At 63.6% G+C, this 16,307-nt stretch carries 16 protein-coding genes; 14 read left to right on the top strand and 2 right to left on the bottom strand.

Translation table 11 applies throughout. The features are described from left to right. Nucleotides 1–139: 139 nt before the first annotated feature. The 8 genes from G7044_RS02125 (at nucleotide 140) to G7044_RS02090 (ending at nucleotide 8,180) form a co-directional block, all read left to right on the top strand. On the top strand, nucleotides 140–520 hold the full coding sequence (locus G7044_RS02125) for a MerR family transcriptional regulator (RefSeq protein ID WP_166325250.1): 381 nt from the start codon (nucleotides 140–142) through the stop codon (nucleotides 518–520). Between the two features lie 149 nt (nucleotides 521–669). Next, the gene (locus tag G7044_RS02120; protein ID WP_166325247.1) at nucleotides 670–1,056 is read left to right on the top strand and encodes a MerR family transcriptional regulator; all 387 of its coding nucleotides are present in this window, start codon (nucleotides 670–672) and stop codon (nucleotides 1,054–1,056) included. Between the two features lie 51 nt (nucleotides 1,057–1,107). After that, complete coding sequence (locus G7044_RS02115) at nucleotides 1,108–2,883, top strand: acyl-CoA dehydrogenase C-terminal domain-containing protein (protein ID WP_166325244.1); 1,776 nt, start codon at nucleotides 1,108–1,110, stop codon at nucleotides 2,881–2,883. A gap of 57 nt (nucleotides 2,884–2,940) precedes the next feature. Next, complete coding sequence (locus G7044_RS02110) at nucleotides 2,941–3,531, top strand: hypothetical protein (RefSeq protein WP_166325241.1); 591 nt, start codon at nucleotides 2,941–2,943, stop codon at nucleotides 3,529–3,531. A gap of 56 nt (nucleotides 3,532–3,587) precedes the next feature. Then, on the top strand, nucleotides 3,588–4,133 hold the full coding sequence (locus tag G7044_RS02105) for a hypothetical protein (RefSeq protein ID WP_166325238.1): 546 nt from the start codon (nucleotides 3,588–3,590) through the stop codon (nucleotides 4,131–4,133). Next, nucleotides 4,130–4,756 carry a glutathione S-transferase family protein gene (locus tag G7044_RS02100; RefSeq protein ID WP_166325235.1) on the top strand — a complete coding sequence of 209 codons (627 nt, stop codon included), beginning with the start codon at nucleotides 4,130–4,132 and terminating at the stop codon, nucleotides 4,754–4,756. Before G7044_RS02105 ends, G7044_RS02100 begins: the two co-directional genes overlap by 4 nt. A gap of 11 nt (nucleotides 4,757–4,767) precedes the next feature. Further along, nucleotides 4,768–5,979, top strand: a complete 1,212-nt coding sequence (locus tag G7044_RS02095) for an acetyl-CoA C-acetyltransferase (RefSeq protein WP_166325232.1) — start codon at nucleotides 4,768–4,770, stop codon at nucleotides 5,977–5,979. Between the two features lie 14 nt (nucleotides 5,980–5,993). Beyond that, entirely contained in the window at nucleotides 5,994–8,180 is a 2,187-nt protein-coding gene (locus G7044_RS02090; RefSeq protein WP_166325229.1) for a 3-hydroxyacyl-CoA dehydrogenase NAD-binding domain-containing protein, read from the top strand. 16 nt (nucleotides 8,181–8,196) lie between these two features. On the opposite strand, the gene G7044_RS02085 is transcribed toward G7044_RS02090, so the two are convergent. After that, nucleotides 8,197–8,634, bottom strand: coding sequence for a helix-turn-helix domain-containing protein (locus tag G7044_RS02085; protein ID WP_166325226.1), 438 nt, complete (start codon nucleotides 8,632–8,634; stop codon nucleotides 8,197–8,199). A gap of 69 nt (nucleotides 8,635–8,703) precedes the next feature. Here G7044_RS02085 and G7044_RS02080 point away from each other — a divergent pair, with 69 nt between their 5' ends. The 6 genes from G7044_RS02080 (at nucleotide 8,704) to G7044_RS02055 (ending at nucleotide 15,742) form a co-directional block, all read left to right on the top strand. After that, entirely contained in the window at nucleotides 8,704–9,900 is a 1,197-nt protein-coding gene (locus tag G7044_RS02080) for an MFS transporter (protein ID WP_166325223.1), read from the top strand. A 107-nt stretch (nucleotides 9,901–10,007) separates the two neighbouring features. Continuing rightward, nucleotides 10,008–11,183, top strand: coding sequence for a toxic anion resistance protein (locus G7044_RS02075; RefSeq protein ID WP_166325220.1), 1,176 nt, complete (start codon nucleotides 10,008–10,010; stop codon nucleotides 11,181–11,183). A gap of 2 nt (nucleotides 11,184–11,185) precedes the next feature. Continuing rightward, on the top strand, nucleotides 11,186–12,241 hold the full coding sequence (locus tag G7044_RS02070) for a DUF2927 domain-containing protein (RefSeq protein WP_328803796.1): 1,056 nt from the start codon (nucleotides 11,186–11,188) through the stop codon (nucleotides 12,239–12,241). Between the two features lie 88 nt (nucleotides 12,242–12,329). After that, complete coding sequence (locus tag G7044_RS02065) at nucleotides 12,330–13,472, top strand: SPFH domain-containing protein (protein WP_166325217.1); 1,143 nt, start codon at nucleotides 12,330–12,332, stop codon at nucleotides 13,470–13,472. A gap of 55 nt (nucleotides 13,473–13,527) precedes the next feature. Beyond that, the gene (locus tag G7044_RS02060) at nucleotides 13,528–14,808 is read left to right on the top strand and encodes a zinc ribbon domain-containing protein (protein WP_235931107.1); all 1,281 of its coding nucleotides are present in this window, start codon (nucleotides 13,528–13,530) and stop codon (nucleotides 14,806–14,808) included. Nucleotides 14,809–14,830: 22 nt separating this feature from the next. After that, nucleotides 14,831–15,742 (top strand): carbohydrate kinase family protein, encoded by a 912-nt coding sequence (locus tag G7044_RS02055; protein WP_166325214.1) that lies wholly within the window; start codon nucleotides 14,831–14,833, stop codon nucleotides 15,740–15,742. A gap of 155 nt (nucleotides 15,743–15,897) precedes the next feature. Here G7044_RS02055 and G7044_RS02050 read toward each other — a convergent pair whose 3' ends face one another. After that, nucleotides 15,898–16,218 carry a DUF6280 family protein gene (locus G7044_RS02050; protein WP_090524829.1) on the bottom strand — a complete coding sequence of 107 codons (321 nt, stop codon included), beginning with the start codon at nucleotides 16,216–16,218 and terminating at the stop codon, nucleotides 15,898–15,900. Nucleotides 16,219–16,307: the final 89 nt, after the last annotated feature.

Below are 16,307 nucleotides of genomic sequence, written 5' to 3'. Positions count from 1 at the left end.
CTTCGCGGCAAGTGCGCCCTCGCGGCAAGTTGACGGACGGGGTCTGCGACAACTGCGCCCGCATAACGTGCATCAGGTTGCGGGGGAACGACATCCGGTTTAGCCTGCCAGCAACTTCCCCTTACCTGCAGGACCTGCCATGCCCGGTTCAGAGGAACTCAGCTTCAAAGAAATGTGCGGCCGTTTCGACGTTACGCCGCGCACCTTGCGTTATTACGAGTATATCGAACTGCTTCAGCCCCGGAAGGACGGCCGTTCGCGCTTTTACGGCCCGCGCGAAGTTGCTCGCATGAAATTGATTCTGCGCGGTCGCCGCTTCGGCTTCAGCCTGGAGGAGATACGGCAATGGCTGGAAATCTACGATAAGAAGGGCGACCGCGAACAGTACGAGGTCTGGATCGACATGGCCAATCGCCAGCTTGATCTGCTGGCCACCCAGCAGGCCGATATCGAAAACGCCATCAAGGACCTGCGCACGCTTCGCGACGAAACCTCAGAAATTCTGCGCAACATGGACTGAGAGGCCAGCTTTTGCTGGCTTTCGCGGCAATCGCGTCGACCGTTCGGCGGTCGTGACGCAGCGTTTTCGTTTACGTTCGCGTCAACTTGCGCCATCCTTTCTTCGGAGGTTGCGGGTCGTCCCGCATCAGCAAGAGGGGAGGCGCCGGCATGACCGACGAAATGATGACAATCCGCCAGATGTGCGATGCCTTTGACGTGACGCCGCGCACCTTGCGTTTCTATGAATCACGCGAATTGCTGTCGCCGCTGCGCCGGGGCCAGCATCGCCTTTACGACCGCCGCGACCGCGCCCGGCTGAAGCTGATCCTTCAGGGTAAGCGCTTTGGCTTCAGCCTGGAAGACATCCGGCAATTGCTGGAACTTTATGACCCGCGCGAAAACAACGTCACCCAACTGACCGCCACGATCGGGGCCGCCCATGAGCGGCTGGCCCACATGATCCAGCAGCGCGACGAACTGACGACAGCAATTTCCGATCTGACGGTTCAGATCGGTGAAGTCGAACAGCTGCTTGCCGAACGCAGCCACGGCTGAGCGCGACCGGAACACCCGCAGAATAACCCAATTCACACAACAGGATCGACCATGCCCATCTATAACGCACCCGTCCGCGATATGCAGTTCATCCTTCATGACGTTTTGAACGTCTCGGCCTCGGGCCTGCCCGGCCACGATGAGCTGGACCGCGACTTTACCGAAGCCGTGTTGGATGCGGCAGGCAAGCTGGCGAGCGATGTTCTGGCCCCCCTGAACACCGTCGGCGATCAGGAAGGCTGCGTTTTGGAAAACGGCGTGGTGCGCACGCCCAAGGGCTTCAAGGACGCTTTCGAGGCGATGAAGGAGGGCGGCTGGACGGCACTGGATTGCGATCCCGAATATGGCGGTCAGGGCATGCCCTATCTGCTGGGCCTGGCCACGGGCGAGATCTTTGTGTCCGCGAACATGGCCTTCAACATGTATCAGGGCCTGACCCACGGCGCCTATTCCGCCATTCACGCCCATGGCACGGATGAGCAGAAGCAGAAATACCTGCCGAAGATGGTCAGCTGCGACTGGACCGGCACCATGAACCTGACGGAACCGCATGCCGGCACCGATCTGGGCATGCTGCGCACCAAGGCCGAACCGCAGGATGACGGCAGCTATCTGATTACCGGTCAAAAGATCTTCATCTCGGCCGGCGATCACGACATGGCCGACAACGTCATCCATCTGGTGCTGGCCAAGGCGCCGGGCGGCGGCGAAAGCACCAAGGGCATCTCGCTGTTCATCGTGCCGAAGTTTCTGGTGAACGAAGACGGCAGCCTTGGCGATCGCAACGCGGTCAGCGTCGGCAATATCGAAGAAAAGATGGGCATCCACGGCAATTCGACCTGCGTGATGAACTATGACGGCGCGAAGGGCTGGTTGCTGGGTGACCTGCACAAGGGCATGCGCGCCATGTTCACCATGATGAACGAGGCCCGTCTGGGCGTCGGGTTGCAGGGCTATGCCATCGGCGAGGCGGCCTATCAGAACGCCGTCGCCTACGCCAAGGACCGCCTGCAGGGCCGCGCTGTCACCGGTGCAGAAAACCCGCAAGGCCCGGCCGATCCGCTGATCGTCCATCCCGATATCCGCCGCAACCTGATGGATCAGAAAAGCTTCCTTGAAGGCGCGCGGATGCTGGCCTTCTGGGGCGCGCATCAGATCGACCGCGCCCATGCCGGACAGGCGGATGCCGAAGGGCTGATCTCGCTGCTGACGCCGGTCATCAAGGGCTTCCTGACCGACAAGGGCTTTGACACTGCCGTCAACGCGCAGCAGGTCTATGGCGGTCACGGCTATATCGAAGAACACGGGATGAGCCAGTTCGTCCGCGATGCCCGCATCACCATGATCTATGAAGGCGCGAACGGCGTGCAAGCGCTGGATCTGGTCGGCCGCAAGCTGGCCGCAGATGGCGGCAAGCCGGTCATGGCCTTCTTCGAGACGGTCAAATCCTTCATCAAGGAAAACGAAGGCAACGAGGCGTTGAAGGCCGATTTCCTCGACCCGCTGAAAGCGGCGTCGAAGGATCTGCAGGCGGCGGCGATGTTCTTCATGCAGAACGGCATGAAGAACCCGAACCACGCGCTTGCCGGGTCTTACGACTTCATGCACCTGTTCGGTCACACCGTTCTGGGCTTCATGTGGGCGCAGATGGCTGTCGCCGCGCAGAAATCGCTGGATGCCGGTAATGGCGACGCGAGTTTCCTGAATACCAAGCTGGCCACCGGGCGTTATTACATGAAGCGCCAGCTTCCGGCGACGGCGGCCCATCTGGCGCGCATCGAAAGCGGTGCCGATCCCGTCATGGCACTGGACGCCGAGCAGTTCTGACCCCTCAATGGGCGCGGCGGGATCAGCCGCGCCCATTTGACCGAGCAGGAGCTTTGCATGACCTTTTCACGTTCACGCCTGACCTTCGCCGCAGTGGCGCTGACAGCCGTTCTGGGCCTTGGTGCCTGCGCGACCTCGGTGCCGCCATCGGAAAGCTATGCTGCGACAAGCCTGTTGAACGACGCCGCAAAGCAATCGCTGAAAGCGCGCGTCAACGCCTATGATGCCGAACTGCGCCGCGGCAATCTGGGCGCGACAATCGATTATCTCCCGCCGCGTCTGGCCGCAGTTTTCGCCGAGAAGTCGGGCATCTCGGCACAGCAGGCCAAGGCCAACATGGATGCGCGAGTGGCGGGGACCAGATCCGAGATCAGGATCGCCGGCGGACATGATCTTTCGCAGGCGCTTGTCGGAACCGCCGGGAATGGCATGCCCTACGCCGTCATCCCCGCCGCCGCCCGCGCGACCGCCGGCGGGCTGTCGCTGACCGAACAGGGAAATACACTCGCCGTGCTGGACGGCGGCACATGGTATCTCGCCGCGCTGACCGACGATGAGGCGATTGCCGAGATCCGTCAGGCCTATCCCGAATTCCGCCGCGTTGCCCTGCCGGCATCACAAACCATGCAGTCGACGGCTGCGCCTTGACAGGCGCATCCGCTTGTCCGCCGGACAGCCCCCGCATCCCCGGAAAGGAGAACAGTGTGAAGACGACTGCCGCCTTGATCGCCTGCCTCGCAACTGGCCTGCCCGCCACGGCCCAGACGGCCGAGGATATCGCCACCGTCAACAGCCTGGCCAATGAACTGGAGCGCATCACAATTGCAGGCGATATCGCCGCCAGCCTGCAATTCCTGCCCCCGACGCTGCTCGACAAGAATGCCGAGGCGCAGGGTATGACGCGCGCGGAATTCGACGCGATGATGACCGAAAGCATGACCGAGATGGCACAGCTTTCCAGCGTCCGCGAATCCGTCATCGATACGACGCAGATGGTCTGGCAGGCGCTGCCCGATGGCACGCTTTTCGCGATCATCCCGACGCGAAACGTCCTGGAGGTCACGCTGAACGACGATGAGGCCCCCATGGTGATCGAGGAAAACAGCACCACGCTGGCCCTGCAGGATCAGGGGGCCTGGCGCGTGGTGCGCGCGGGCAGCGCAACCCAGCAGGATTCGCTGCGCAATGCCTTCCCCTGGTTGGGTCAGGTCGATCTGCCCGTGGCAACGACGAAGGTGCTGGAACAATGACCGCGCAACTCTACTGCTTTGGCGAATCCGGCAATGCCTATAAGGCGGCGCTGACCATGGAACTGGCCGGCTATGACTGGCAGCCCGTCTACGTGGACTTCTTCAACGGCGAGACCCGCAGCCCCGAATTTCGTGAAATCAACGAAATGGGCGAGGTTCCGGTCTTCCGCGAGGGCGATCTGACGCTGACCCAGTCGGCGGTGATTCAGCTGCATATCGCGGAAAAGACCAGGAAGTTTCTTGGCCGCGACCGCAACGAAGTGCTGCGCTGGGTCATGTTCGACAATCACAAGCTGTCGGGACAGGTCGGCCCCGCGCGCTTCCTGCAGAACTTCATCCCCGGCGACAAGCGCCCGCAAGCCGCGCTCGACTTTCTGAAGGCACGGTTGAAATCGACCTACAAGATTCTCGACACCCATCTGACGGGACGTAACTGGGTGGCTGACGACACGTTCACCATCGCCGACGCGGCCTGCTGCGGATACCTTTTTTACCCGGAACCCTTCGGCTTCGATCGTGCCGATTGGCCCAATATCGACCGCTGGCTTGACGGCATCGCCGCCCTGCCCGGCTGGAAACACCCATACGATCTGATGCCCGGCAGCCCTGCCGACCGGGCCTGACAGGAGGAACCATGTCTGACGCCTATATCTATGACGCCGTGCGCACCCCGCGCGGCAAGGGCCGCCCCGATGGCAGCCTGCACGAAGTCACCTCGCTGGCGCTGTCTGCGGGTATCCTGAACGCGCTGAAGGACCGCAACAACCTTGAAGGCCACGCGGTCGAGGATGTCATTCTGGGCAATGTCACGCAGGTCAAGGAACAGGGCGGCTGTCTGGCTCGTTCCGCTGTGCTGGCGTCGGATCTGGACGAATCCATCCCCGGCCTTGCGATCAACCGCTTCTGTGCATCGGGCATGGAGGCCGTGAACCTGGCCGCCAATCAGGTCAAGGGTGGTGCGGGCAATGCCTATATCGCCGGCGGGGTCGAGATGATGGGCCGCGTGCCGATGGGCAGCGACGGGGCCGCGATTGCCGTGGACCCCTCGCTAGCTTTCAAAACCTATTTCGTGCCGCAAGGCATCAGCGCCGATATTATCGCAACCGAATACGGTTTCAGCCGCGAAGAGGCCGACGCGCTGGCGGTTGAATCGCAGCGCCGTGCCGCCGAAGCCTGGGCCGATAACCGCTTCGCCAAGTCCATCGTGCCGGTGAAGGACCAGAACGGCCTGACCATTCTGGACCGCGACGAATACATGCGCCCCGGCACCACGGTCGAAGACCTTAGCAAGCTGAAAGCCAGCTTCAAGGATATGGGCGAGGTGATGCCCGGCTTCGACAAGGTGGCGATGCTGAAATATCCGCATCTGGACCACATCAACCACATCCACCACGCGGGCAACTCGTCGGGCATCGTGGACGGTGCGGCGGGCGTCTTGATCGGCAACAAGGAATTCGGCGAACAGTTCGGCCTGAAGCCCCGCGCCCGCATCCGCGCGACCGCCAAGATCGGCACCGATCCGACGATCATGCTGACCGGCCCGGTTCCGGTGACCGAAAAGATCCTCGCCGACAGCGGCATGTCCATCAAGGATATCGACCTGTTCGAGGTGAACGAGGCCTTTGCATCGGTCGTGCTGCGCTTCATGCAGGCCTTCCAGGTCGATCCGGCTCTGGTCAACGTCAATGGCGGCTCCATCGCTTTGGGTCACCCGCTGGGGGCCACCGGCGCCATCATCATCGGCACCCTGCTGGATGAGCTGGAGCGTCGCGACCTGAATGTGGGTCTCGCCACGCTGTGCATCGCATCCGGCATGGGTGCGGCCACCATCATCGAGCGCGTGTAAGGGAGGCACCGGATATGACCGATTTCACCATGAAGAAAGACGCCGACGGCGTCGCCATCATCACCTGGGACGTGCCGAACAAGTCCATGAACGTGCTGTCGGAAAACGGCATCCGAGAGCTGGACGGGCTGATCGACGACGCGCTTGCCGATGACGCCGTCAAAGGCATCGTCATCACCAGCGGCAAGCCCGATTTTGCCGCCGGCATGGACCTGAACGTGCTGGGCGGCATGAAGGAAGCCGGCGGGGCCGAGGCGATCTTCGGGCTGGTGATGCAGTTGCACACCATGCTGCGCAAGATCGAACGTGCTGGCATGGACCCCAAGACCCTGAAGGGCGGCAAGCCGATTGCGGCGGCCCTGCCCGGCACCGCGCTTGGCATCGGGCTGGAACTGCCCTTGTCCACGCATCGCATCTTTGCCGCCGAAAACCCCAAGGCCAAGATCGGCCTGCCGGAAATCATGGTCGGCATTTTCCCCGGCGCGGGCGGAACGACGCGGCTGGTGCGCAAGCTGGGCGCGATGGCGGCTGCTCCGCTGCTGCTGGAAGGCAAGCTGAACGATCCGAAAAAGGCCAAGGCCGCCGGCATCATTGACGAGGTGGTCGAGGATCCGGTCGCCGCCGCCCGCGAATGGGTGTTGAACGCCAAGGACGCCGACATCGTCAAGCCGTGGGACGCCAAGGGCTACAAGATGCCCGGTGGCGAGCCCTATCATCCCGCCGGTTTCATGACCTTTGTGGGTGCGAGTGCGATGGTCCATGGCAAGACGCTCGGTGTCTATCCCGCCGCCAAGGCGCTGCTGAGCGCGGTCTACGAAGGCGCGCAGGTGCCGTTCGATCAGGCGCTGAAGATCGAGGCCCGCTGGTTCACCAATGTACTGATGAACCCGTCGTCGGGTGCGATGATCCGCAGCCTGTTCATCAACAAGGAGGCGCTGGAAAAAGGCGCGAACCGCCCCGATGTGCCGGATGAAAAGGTCAAGAAGGTCGGGGTTCTGGGTGCCGGCATGATGGGTGCGGGCATCGCCTATGTCAGCGCGAATGCCGGGATCGAGGTGGTGCTGATCGACGCCAAGCAGGAATCGGCGGACAAGGGCAAGGCCTACTCGGAAGGGCTGCTGGACAAGGGCATCAGCCGCAAGAAGGTGACCGAGGAGAAGAAGGCCGAAGTTCTGGGCCGCATCACCGCGACCACGGATTACGCCGCGCTGGAAGGCTGCGACCTGATTGTCGAGGCGGTGTTCGAAGACCCCGGCGTCAAGGCCGAAGTCACGAAGAAGGCCGAAGCGGTGATCCCGGATACGGCGATCTTCGCGACCAACACCTCGACCCTGCCCATCAGCGAACTGGCGAAGGCGTCCTCGCGTCCCGAACAGTTCATCGGCATCCACTTCTTCAGCCCCGTCGACAAGATGCTGCTGGTGGAAATCATCAAGGGCAAGCAGACCGGCCCCCGCGCCGTCGCCAAGGCGCTGGATTTCGTGCGCCAGATCCGCAAGACCCCCATCGTGGTGAACGATGCGCGCTTCTTCTACGCCAACCGCTGCATCATCCCCTATCTGAACGAAGGGATGCGGATGACCGCCGAAGGCGTGAACCCCACGCTGATCGAAAACGCCGCCAAGATGATGGGGATGCCGCTGGGTCCGTTGCAACTGGTGGACGAGACCTCGATTGATCTGGGCGTCAAGATCGCCAAGGCGACCAAGGCCGCGATGGGCGATGCCTATCCCGATGGTGCCGTGGACGAGGTGCTGTTCTGGATGGCCGACGAAGGTCGTCTGGGCCGCAAGTCGAACGCGGGCTTCTATGCCTATGACGACAAGGGCAAGCGTCAGGGGCTTTGGGACGGGCTTGAGGCGAAGTTCCCCGAGGCCGACGAACAGCCCGAACTGACCGAAGTGCAGCACCGCCTGATGTTCGCGCAGGTGCTGGAGGCCGTCCGGGCGCTGGAAGAAGGCGTGCTGGAAGACATCCGCGAAGGCGATGTCGGCGCGATCCTCGGTTGGGGTTTTGCGCCCTGGTCGGGCGGTCCGTTCAGCTGGCTCGACATGATGGGCGCCGCCCGCGCGGTCGAGATCTGCGACCACCTGACCGCCGAATATGGCGAGCGTTTCAAGGCCCCGGCCCTGCTGCGCGACATGGCCGCGAAGGGTGAAACCTTCTATGGCCGCTTCGGTGGGCAGAAGAAGGCGGCCTGAGCCACTTGCATGACGATCAGACGGGGGCCTTGCGGCCCCCGTTCTTTCTTGCCCGCCGCTGCATGGTCTTGATGTTGACCCGCATCAGACGCTGAAACGCCTGACAGTCGAACTGCGATTCCGCCTGACAATTGGCGACGTGGCGCACAGCCTTGGCAAGCGCGCCAAGCTCTCGCATCTGGCGCTCCAGCGCATCGGCCTTTTGGTGCAGCTCCTCTCGGGGCAGAACCGGCCTGCCACGATTGCCGAAGATGCTGCCGATCTCGTCCAGCGTAAAGCCGGCGGCCTTGCCCATGCTGATCAGCGTCAGCTGCATCAGGACTTCGGGTTCGTATTGCCGCCGAAGCCCGCGCCGGCCCGCAGGCGCGATCAGCCCCTGTTCCTCGTAGTAACGCAGGGCCGAAGCGGGCAGACCGCTGGCCTCTGACACCTCTCCAATGTCCAGAAGTTTCATGCTTGACCTCAAGTCGGCTTGAGTTGCTAGCCTGCCAGCCGCCTGACGAATCCGCAAGAGGTGCGCAAGATGACACATGCCGAAATCTCTCAACCCGAAGCCATGCGGCGCGATCCGCGCGCTTTGGCGCTGCTGCTGGCGGCAAGCCTGACGGTGATGGCTGCGGCCACCATCAGCCCCGCCCTTCCCGGCCTTGCGCGCCAATTTCCCGACACGCCCGGCAATGCCTTCCTGATCCGCCTGCTGGTGCCCGCGCCGTCGCTTGCGGTGGTGCTGACTGCCGCGCTTTGCGGCATTCTGGCGGATCGGCTGGGACGCAAGCCGTTGCTGCTGGGTGGGGTGGCACTGTTCGCCCTGGCCGGCAGCGCCGGGCTGGTGCTGGCGGATCTGCCGCTGCTGCTGGCAAGCCGGCTGATCCTCGGCATCGCGCTTGCGATGATCATGACGGCGCAATCGGCGCTGATCGGTGACTATTATACCGGCGCCGCCCTGCATGCGCTGTCCGGGGCACAGGTGGCGGCGCGCAACTTCGGCGGCTTTGCCTTCATCACGCTGGCCGGCGTCCTGGCCGGCATCGCGATCCGCCTGCCCTTCGCGATCTATGCGCTTCCGGCCCTGGCCTTGCCGTTCCTTGCACGTGTTCTGACCGAACCTGCCCGGCACGTCCGTCCGGGCGATATGGGGGCTGTGGCGGACGATACGCCCGACTGGCGCCTGCCTGTCGCGCTGTTGGCGCTTGGTCAATGTGTGGTCACCATGCTGTTCTTCACCATGCCCACCCAGCTTCCATTCTATCTGCAATGGCGCGGCTACGAGGCGCCCGGCATGACCGGCAGCGCCCTAGGCGCGCTGATGATCGCAGGCGGTTTCGCCGCGCTGCTTTACCCGAGGATCCGCCGCGCGATCGGCGATTTCGGCGGCTGGGGCCTGGGCTTTACGTTGCAGGCCACCGGCTTCGGTCTGCTGATCAGCAGCGGTGATGCACCGCGGATCTTTCTGGGCACGGCTTTGGTCGGGGCCGGATATGCGCTGTCAATGCCCGGCTTCATCGCGCTGTCGCTGTCGATCACACCGGCACAGGCCCGCGCGACGACCGCAGCCCTGCTGACCGGATCGGTGTTTCTGGGCCAATTCCTGTCGCCATTCACCAGCATTCCGGCAATCCGCACATGGGGTTGGCAGGCATCGGGAACCGGTCTGGCCACCGGTCTGGGCATCGCTGCCCTGATTTCCGTCATTGCTGCCTTGCGGCGCGGCCGGGTGTAACGTGAAGGCCACCAGCGGAACTTTCGCCCGTTCCTACTGTTGATCAGCCGTGAATTCGGCCTATTCTGCGCCGCAACAGACCACGCCTACCGCGAGGAACGAAGACGATGACGACCGAAACTCAACGTGCTGCCGCGCAATCGATGCAAGATATCGAAGAGGCCACATCGGTCGTTCTGCCCGAGCCGCAAGGCGATGTCATGCCGCTGGAGGCCGCCCCCGAACCCGTGGCCGAGGATATCCGCAAACGCATGGACGAAATCGACCTGCGCGATAGCGGCTCGGTCGTTCATTTCGGCACTCGCGCGCAGACCGAATTGCAGGAAATCAGCCAGCAGATGCTGGCCGATGTGAAGAACAAGGATGTCGGGCCCGCGGGCGAATCCCTGCGCAATATCGTCACCACCATTCGCGGCTTTTCCGTCAGCGAACTGGACGTGCGCCGCGAGCGCAGCTGGTGGGAACGGCTGACCGGGCGCGCCGCACCCTTCGCGCGTTTTGTCGCCAATTACGAAGAGGTTCAGGGCCAGATCGACAAGATCACCGAAGACCTGATGACCCATGAACACCTGCTGCTGAAAGACATCAAATCGCTGGACGTTCTGTATGACCGGACGCTGAAATTCTATGACGAGCTGGGCCTGTACATCGCTGCGGGCGACGCCAAGCTGCGCGAACTGGACGAGGACCTGATCCCCGCCAAGGAAGCCGAGGTTCAGGCCAGCCCCACCGATGGGCAGGTGATGGAGGCTCAGCAACTGCGCGACCTGCGCACCGTGCGCGACGATCTGGAACGCCGCGTGCACGACCTCAAGCTGACCCGGCAGGTCACCATGCAGTCGCTGCCCTCGATCCGGCTGGTGCAGGAAAACGACAAGTCGCTGGTGACCAAGATCAACTCGACTCTGGTGAACACCGTGCCGCTTTGGGAAACCCAGCTGGCGCAGGCGGTGACCATCCAGCGCTCGGCTCAGGCTGCTGGCGCGGTCAAGGATGCGACCGACCTGACGAACGAGCTGCTGACGGCCAACGCCAAGAACCTGCGTCAGGCCAATGCGCAGATCCGCACCCAGATGGAACGAGGTGTCTTCGATATCGAATCAATTCGAACTGCCAACGCCGAACTGATCGCCACCATCGAGGACAGCCTGCGCATCGCCGATGAAGGCAAGGCGCGCCGCGCCACTGCCGAGGGCGAGTTGATCCACATGGAGGAAGAACTGCGCCGCACGCTCGCCGCCTCGCGCGCCCAAACGCCCCGGATCGACCAACAGGCCCCCTGACCGTGACCACTGCGACCCTGCCCCTGCGAACGCGCCCCACCCCCGGCCCCTCGGTGTCGGGGGTTTTGGCGATGTTCGGGCTGTTGATGCTGACGGCCTGCGCCGACCGTGGCGCGGACAGCACCCGCCCGACCCAGCCCGTCGCGACCGCGCCGCATCCTCTGGCCTATCCCCAGCCACAGCCGCGCCCCAATGCGGCGCTGCGCGCGGCACGGGCCAAGCGCGCCACCGACGCGGCCGCGCTGGCGGCCCATGCCGCCAATACCCCGGCCAGCCAGACCATGCATGGCTATTTCGTCGGGGTCGAGGATATGCTGGTCGCCCGCGGCCAGTTGCGCCGTGACGATGGCAGCGCCATTCCGGTATCAGCCGACCAGCTGACCCGCGATTTCATCGACATCGCGCTCTACGACGAATACAGCCGTCAGGGCGCTGACCTGATCGCCGATAGCCGCCCCTCGCGGCTGCGCCGCTGGGCGCAGCCGGTGCGGATTGCGGTCGAATTCGGTGCCTCGGTCCCGCCGGGCACCCGGATCCGCGACCGGGCCGAGGTACAGGCCTTTGCCGAGCGGCTGGCGCGGCTGACCGGCCATGACATCGCAGCCACCCCGGCGGCTGGGAATTTCACCGTCATGTTCCTCAGCGAGGACGAGCGCCGCCAGATCGGGCCGCGCCTGTCGCGCATCATTCCCGGCATCCCTGCCGGAGATATCGAGGCGATTCAGGCACTTCCGCCGCAAAATTACTGCACCGTCTTTGCCTATTCGCTGGGCAGCAGCCCGCTCTATTCCGAAGCCGTGGCGATCATCCGGGCCGAGCTGCCGCCCCGGCTGCGCAGTTCCTGCATCCACGAGGAACTGGCCCAGGGCATGGGTCTTGCGAATGACAGTCCGAATGCCCGCCCCTCGATCTTCAACGATGACGAGGAATTCGCCCTGCTGACGCATCACGACGCGCTGCTGCTGCAGATGCTTTATGACAGGCGGCTGATCCCCGGTATGGACGCTGAAACGGCGCGACCCGCGGTGTCCCAGATCGCCGGAGAGCTGGTGAAATGACAACCATCCGGGCGGAAAACCTCACCCCCGCGCCCGGAACCTGAACCCGTTTCGCGGATTGACCCGCAAACCTGCAACGGAGAGACCCATGGCCCTGTTCGACTTCCTCTCGGGCGAGTTCATCGACGTCATCGAATGGACCGACGACACCCGCGACACCATGGTCTGGCGGTTCGAGCGGCGCGGCAATGCCATCAAATACGGTGCCAAGCTGACCGTGCGCGAGGGTCAGGCAGCGGTTTTCGTCCATGAGGGCCAGATCGCCGATGTTTTCGGGCCGGGGCTTTATATCCTCGAAACCAACAACATGCCGATCCTGACCTCGCTTCAGCACTGGGATCATGGCTTCAAATCGCCCTTCAAATCCGAGATCTACTTCGTCAACACGACTCGGTTCAACAACCTGAAATGGGGCACCAAGAACCCGATCATCGCCCGCGACCCGGAATTCGGCCCCGTGCGCATCCGCGCCTATGGCACCTATTCGATGCGCGTGACCGACCCGGCCAAGTTCATGGCCGAAATCGTCGGCACCGACGGCGAATTCACCAGCGATGAGATCACCTTCCAGCTGCGCAACATCATCGTGCAGGAATTCTCGCGGATGATCGCCAGCTCGGGCATCCCAGTGCTGGACATGGCGGCCAATACCGATCAGCTGGGCAAGATGGTTGCCAAGGCGATCGCGCCGACAATCGCGCAATACGGGCTGACCATTCCAGAATTTTACATTGAAAACATCAGCCTGCCGGATGAAGTTGAGGCGATCCTCGACAAGCGCACATCGATGGGGATCGTGGGCGATCTGGATCGCTTCGGCCAATATGCCCAGGCCGAGGCGATGCTGAACGCCTCGAACAACCAGGGCGGCGCTGGGGCCGCGATGGGTGCGGGCATGGGCGCCGCCATCGGCATGGGCATGGCCGCGCAGCGCGGGCCATGGGGACAGGTTGCCGCGCAGGCGCAGCCGCAATCAGCGGCATTGCCGCCGCCCCTGCCCGGCACGCGTGGCGAGACCGTCTGGCATATCGCCATCGACGGTCAGGCCGATGGTCCTTATGGGCGCGGCCATCTGGGCCGGCTGGCCCGCGATGGCAGCTTTACCCGCGAGACATTGGTCTGGGCGCCCGGGCAGGACGGCTGGAAACCCGCCGACGAGGTCGCAGAACTGGCGCAGCTTTTCACCATTGCGCCGCCGCCTCCGCCGTTGTCCGCCCCGAAAACGCCCTGAGCCGCAGCCGGCACGGGCCGCCCCGGTCCGTGCCCTTCAGCCCGCGAAACTGATCATGCCCACCCCTCCCAGCGAATTCCGCTATCCGTGTGAGAATTGCGGCGCCAGCCTGACCTTCTCGCCCGGCGAACAGGTGCTGAAATGCCCCTATTGCGGGCACGTCCAGAAGATCAGCCCCGGTGCAGCGAAGGCGCCCGCGCGATCGGCCCGCGAAGGTTCAGAAGGCGACAGAGTGCTGCTGGAAGAGCCCTCGACCGGCCGCGCGCTGCAATGGGATGCGGGCCGCAAGGCCCCGGAATTGCGGGAAATTCCGCTGGAAAGCGGGCTACGACTGGATGCGAGCGGTGATCTGGCGATTGAGGTTCGGACGCTGTCCTGTCCGAATTGCGGGGCCAAATTCGAACTGGGCGGCGACGATCACGCCACCAACTGCCCCTTCTGCGCCACGCCTGTGGTGACCGATACCGGCGCCACCCGGCTGCTGAAGCCGCAGGGCGTCGTTCCCTTTCTGGTAACCGAGGAACAGGCACGCGCCGCATTGGACGACTGGCTGGGGCGGCTGTGGTTCGCGCCCTCGGGGCTGATCGCCTATGCCCGCAAGGGGCGCAAGATGGCCGGGGTCTATTCACCGTTCTGGACCTTCGACGCCGATACCGCTTCGGAATATCTGGGGCAGCGTGGCGATTACTATTACGAAACCGTCTATGTGACCGAAACGGTCAATGGCCGGACCCGCCGTGTCCCCCGCCAGGTCCGCAAGACCCGCTGGCACGCCGTGCGGGGCCGTGTCGGGCGGGCCTTCAATGATGTGCTGGTGCTGGCCTCCTCGGCCTTGCCGCGCCGCTTCACCGATGCGCTGGCGCCCTGGGACCTGTCGCATCTGCGCACATACGACCCGCAATATCTGGCTGGGTTCAAGGCCGAAGGCTATACCATCCCGCTGCAATCGGGCCACGACATCGCACGTCAGCAAATGGCCGGCGTCATTGCAATGGACATTCGCCGCGATATCGGCGGCGACGAACAGCGCATCGACCGCGCCCAGACCGCCTATTCGGCCGAGACCTTCAAGCATGTCCTTCTGCCGATCTGGTCGGCGGCCTATAAATACAACGGAAAATCCTATCGTTTCGTGGTCAACGGACAATCCGGCCGCGTTCAGGGCGAACGCCCTTGGTCGGTCTGGAAGATCACCGGCGCGGTGATCGCCGGCTTGCTGCTTCTTGCCGCGATCCTGCTGGCCGCGCAGCAATCGGGCTATGTCGAGTTCAGCGGACCCGGCGGCGCGGGCGACATCTTTCCCTCGGATCAGGACTATATTATCCAAGGCTACTGAGTGCCTGGGGGAGGAACTGACGATGATCCTGTGCTGCGGCGAATCGCTGATCGACATGGTGCCGGAAAACGGCATGTATCGCCCGCTGCCCGGGGGGTCGGTCTACAACACTGCCGTGGCGCTTGGCCGGCTGGGGGCAAAGACCGGTTTTCTGTGGCCCTTCTCGGAAGATGCGTTCGGCACCATGCTGCGCGGCCCCCTGACCGAAGCGGGCGTGGACCTGTCGCTGAGCCCTGACAGCCGGCTGCCGACCACGCTGGCGCTGGTGTTCCTGAACAACGGCAATGCGACCTACAGCTTCTATGATGACGGCACCGCCGGGCGCATGTTCGCCCCCGAGGCCCTGCCCGCCCTGCCCGAGGAACTGAATGCGCTGTTCATCGGCGGCATCAGCCTGATCCAGGAGCCCTGCGGCAGCGCGGTCGAAGAGCTTTCTCATCGCGCCTCGGAAGCCGGCAAGGTGATCTCGCTTGACCTCAATATCCGCCCCGGCTTCATCAGCGATGAACGCGCCACGCGCGAGCGTTACAACCGCCTGCTGCGGGTGGCCGATATCGTCAAGATCTCGGACGAGGATGCGGAATGGCTGTTCCCCGACGCCGATCCCAGCCATACCGCCGCGCGCTTGCTGGATGTGGGGCCAAAGCTGATCCTGCGCACGCATGGCTCGGAAGGCGCAACGGCGATCCATGCCTCGGGCAGCTTTACCCATCCGGCGCGCAAGGTGACCGTGGCCGACACCATCGGCGCGGGCGACACCTTCAACGCCGGCTTGCTGACCTCGCTGGCGGAAACGGGCTCGCTCAGCAAGGACGGGCTGGATGGCATCACCGAGGATCTGCTGCGCGCGGCCCTTGATCTGGCCGCCCGCGCGGCTGCCATCACTGTCTCGCGCCCCGGTGCAAACCCGCCTTGGCGGAACGAGCTGGGCTGAAAGCGCGAGGGCATTGCAGAGCCCGACGCAGCGCGACCGGATCCGTCCGACCTTGTTTATCGGCATTTCGGCCCCGCGCCTTCGCATTGAAGCCCAAATGCAAAACGCCGCCCCGAGGGGCGGCGTTTTTATTACAGCCGATATTTGCGCAAGGCTTATGCGGCCTCGGCATCCTCGGCGGCCTGACGGCGCTCGCTTTCCTCGCGCGACAGCGCAACAGAGGTGCGCACGCCCTTGGAAACGAATTCCATCAGCCCTTTGACAACGCGTTCGTTCGGGTCGATCCCCGCGCAGGACAGCACTTCGCGCCCATCGCGCGAGCGTGCCCAACGGGCGATCTGTTCGGGGCCGTTGCCATATTTCTTGTCGTCAGCAATCGCGTCGTCCAATGCCGCCAGTACCACGGCCGCGAACAATTTGCGGGCGCGCTGACCTTGTTCGAAATTGAATGCAGATCCATCTACGAAATCACGCATCTTTACCGTCCTGACCAAATATGTTTCTAATCGCCCCGGATGGGCGTTCTTCCCGGACTCGTTTCTGGGTGGTGGGTGTCTCTACCTCA

It is taken from the genome of Paracoccus xiamenensis, assembly GCF_011308835.1.
In the GTDB taxonomy this organism is placed as follows: Bacteria; Pseudomonadota; Alphaproteobacteria; order Rhodobacterales; family Rhodobacteraceae; genus Paracoccus; species Paracoccus xiamenensis.
The sequence above is the reverse complement of the archived record's forward strand: the minus strand, read 5'-3'. Positions and strand labels throughout refer to the sequence as shown.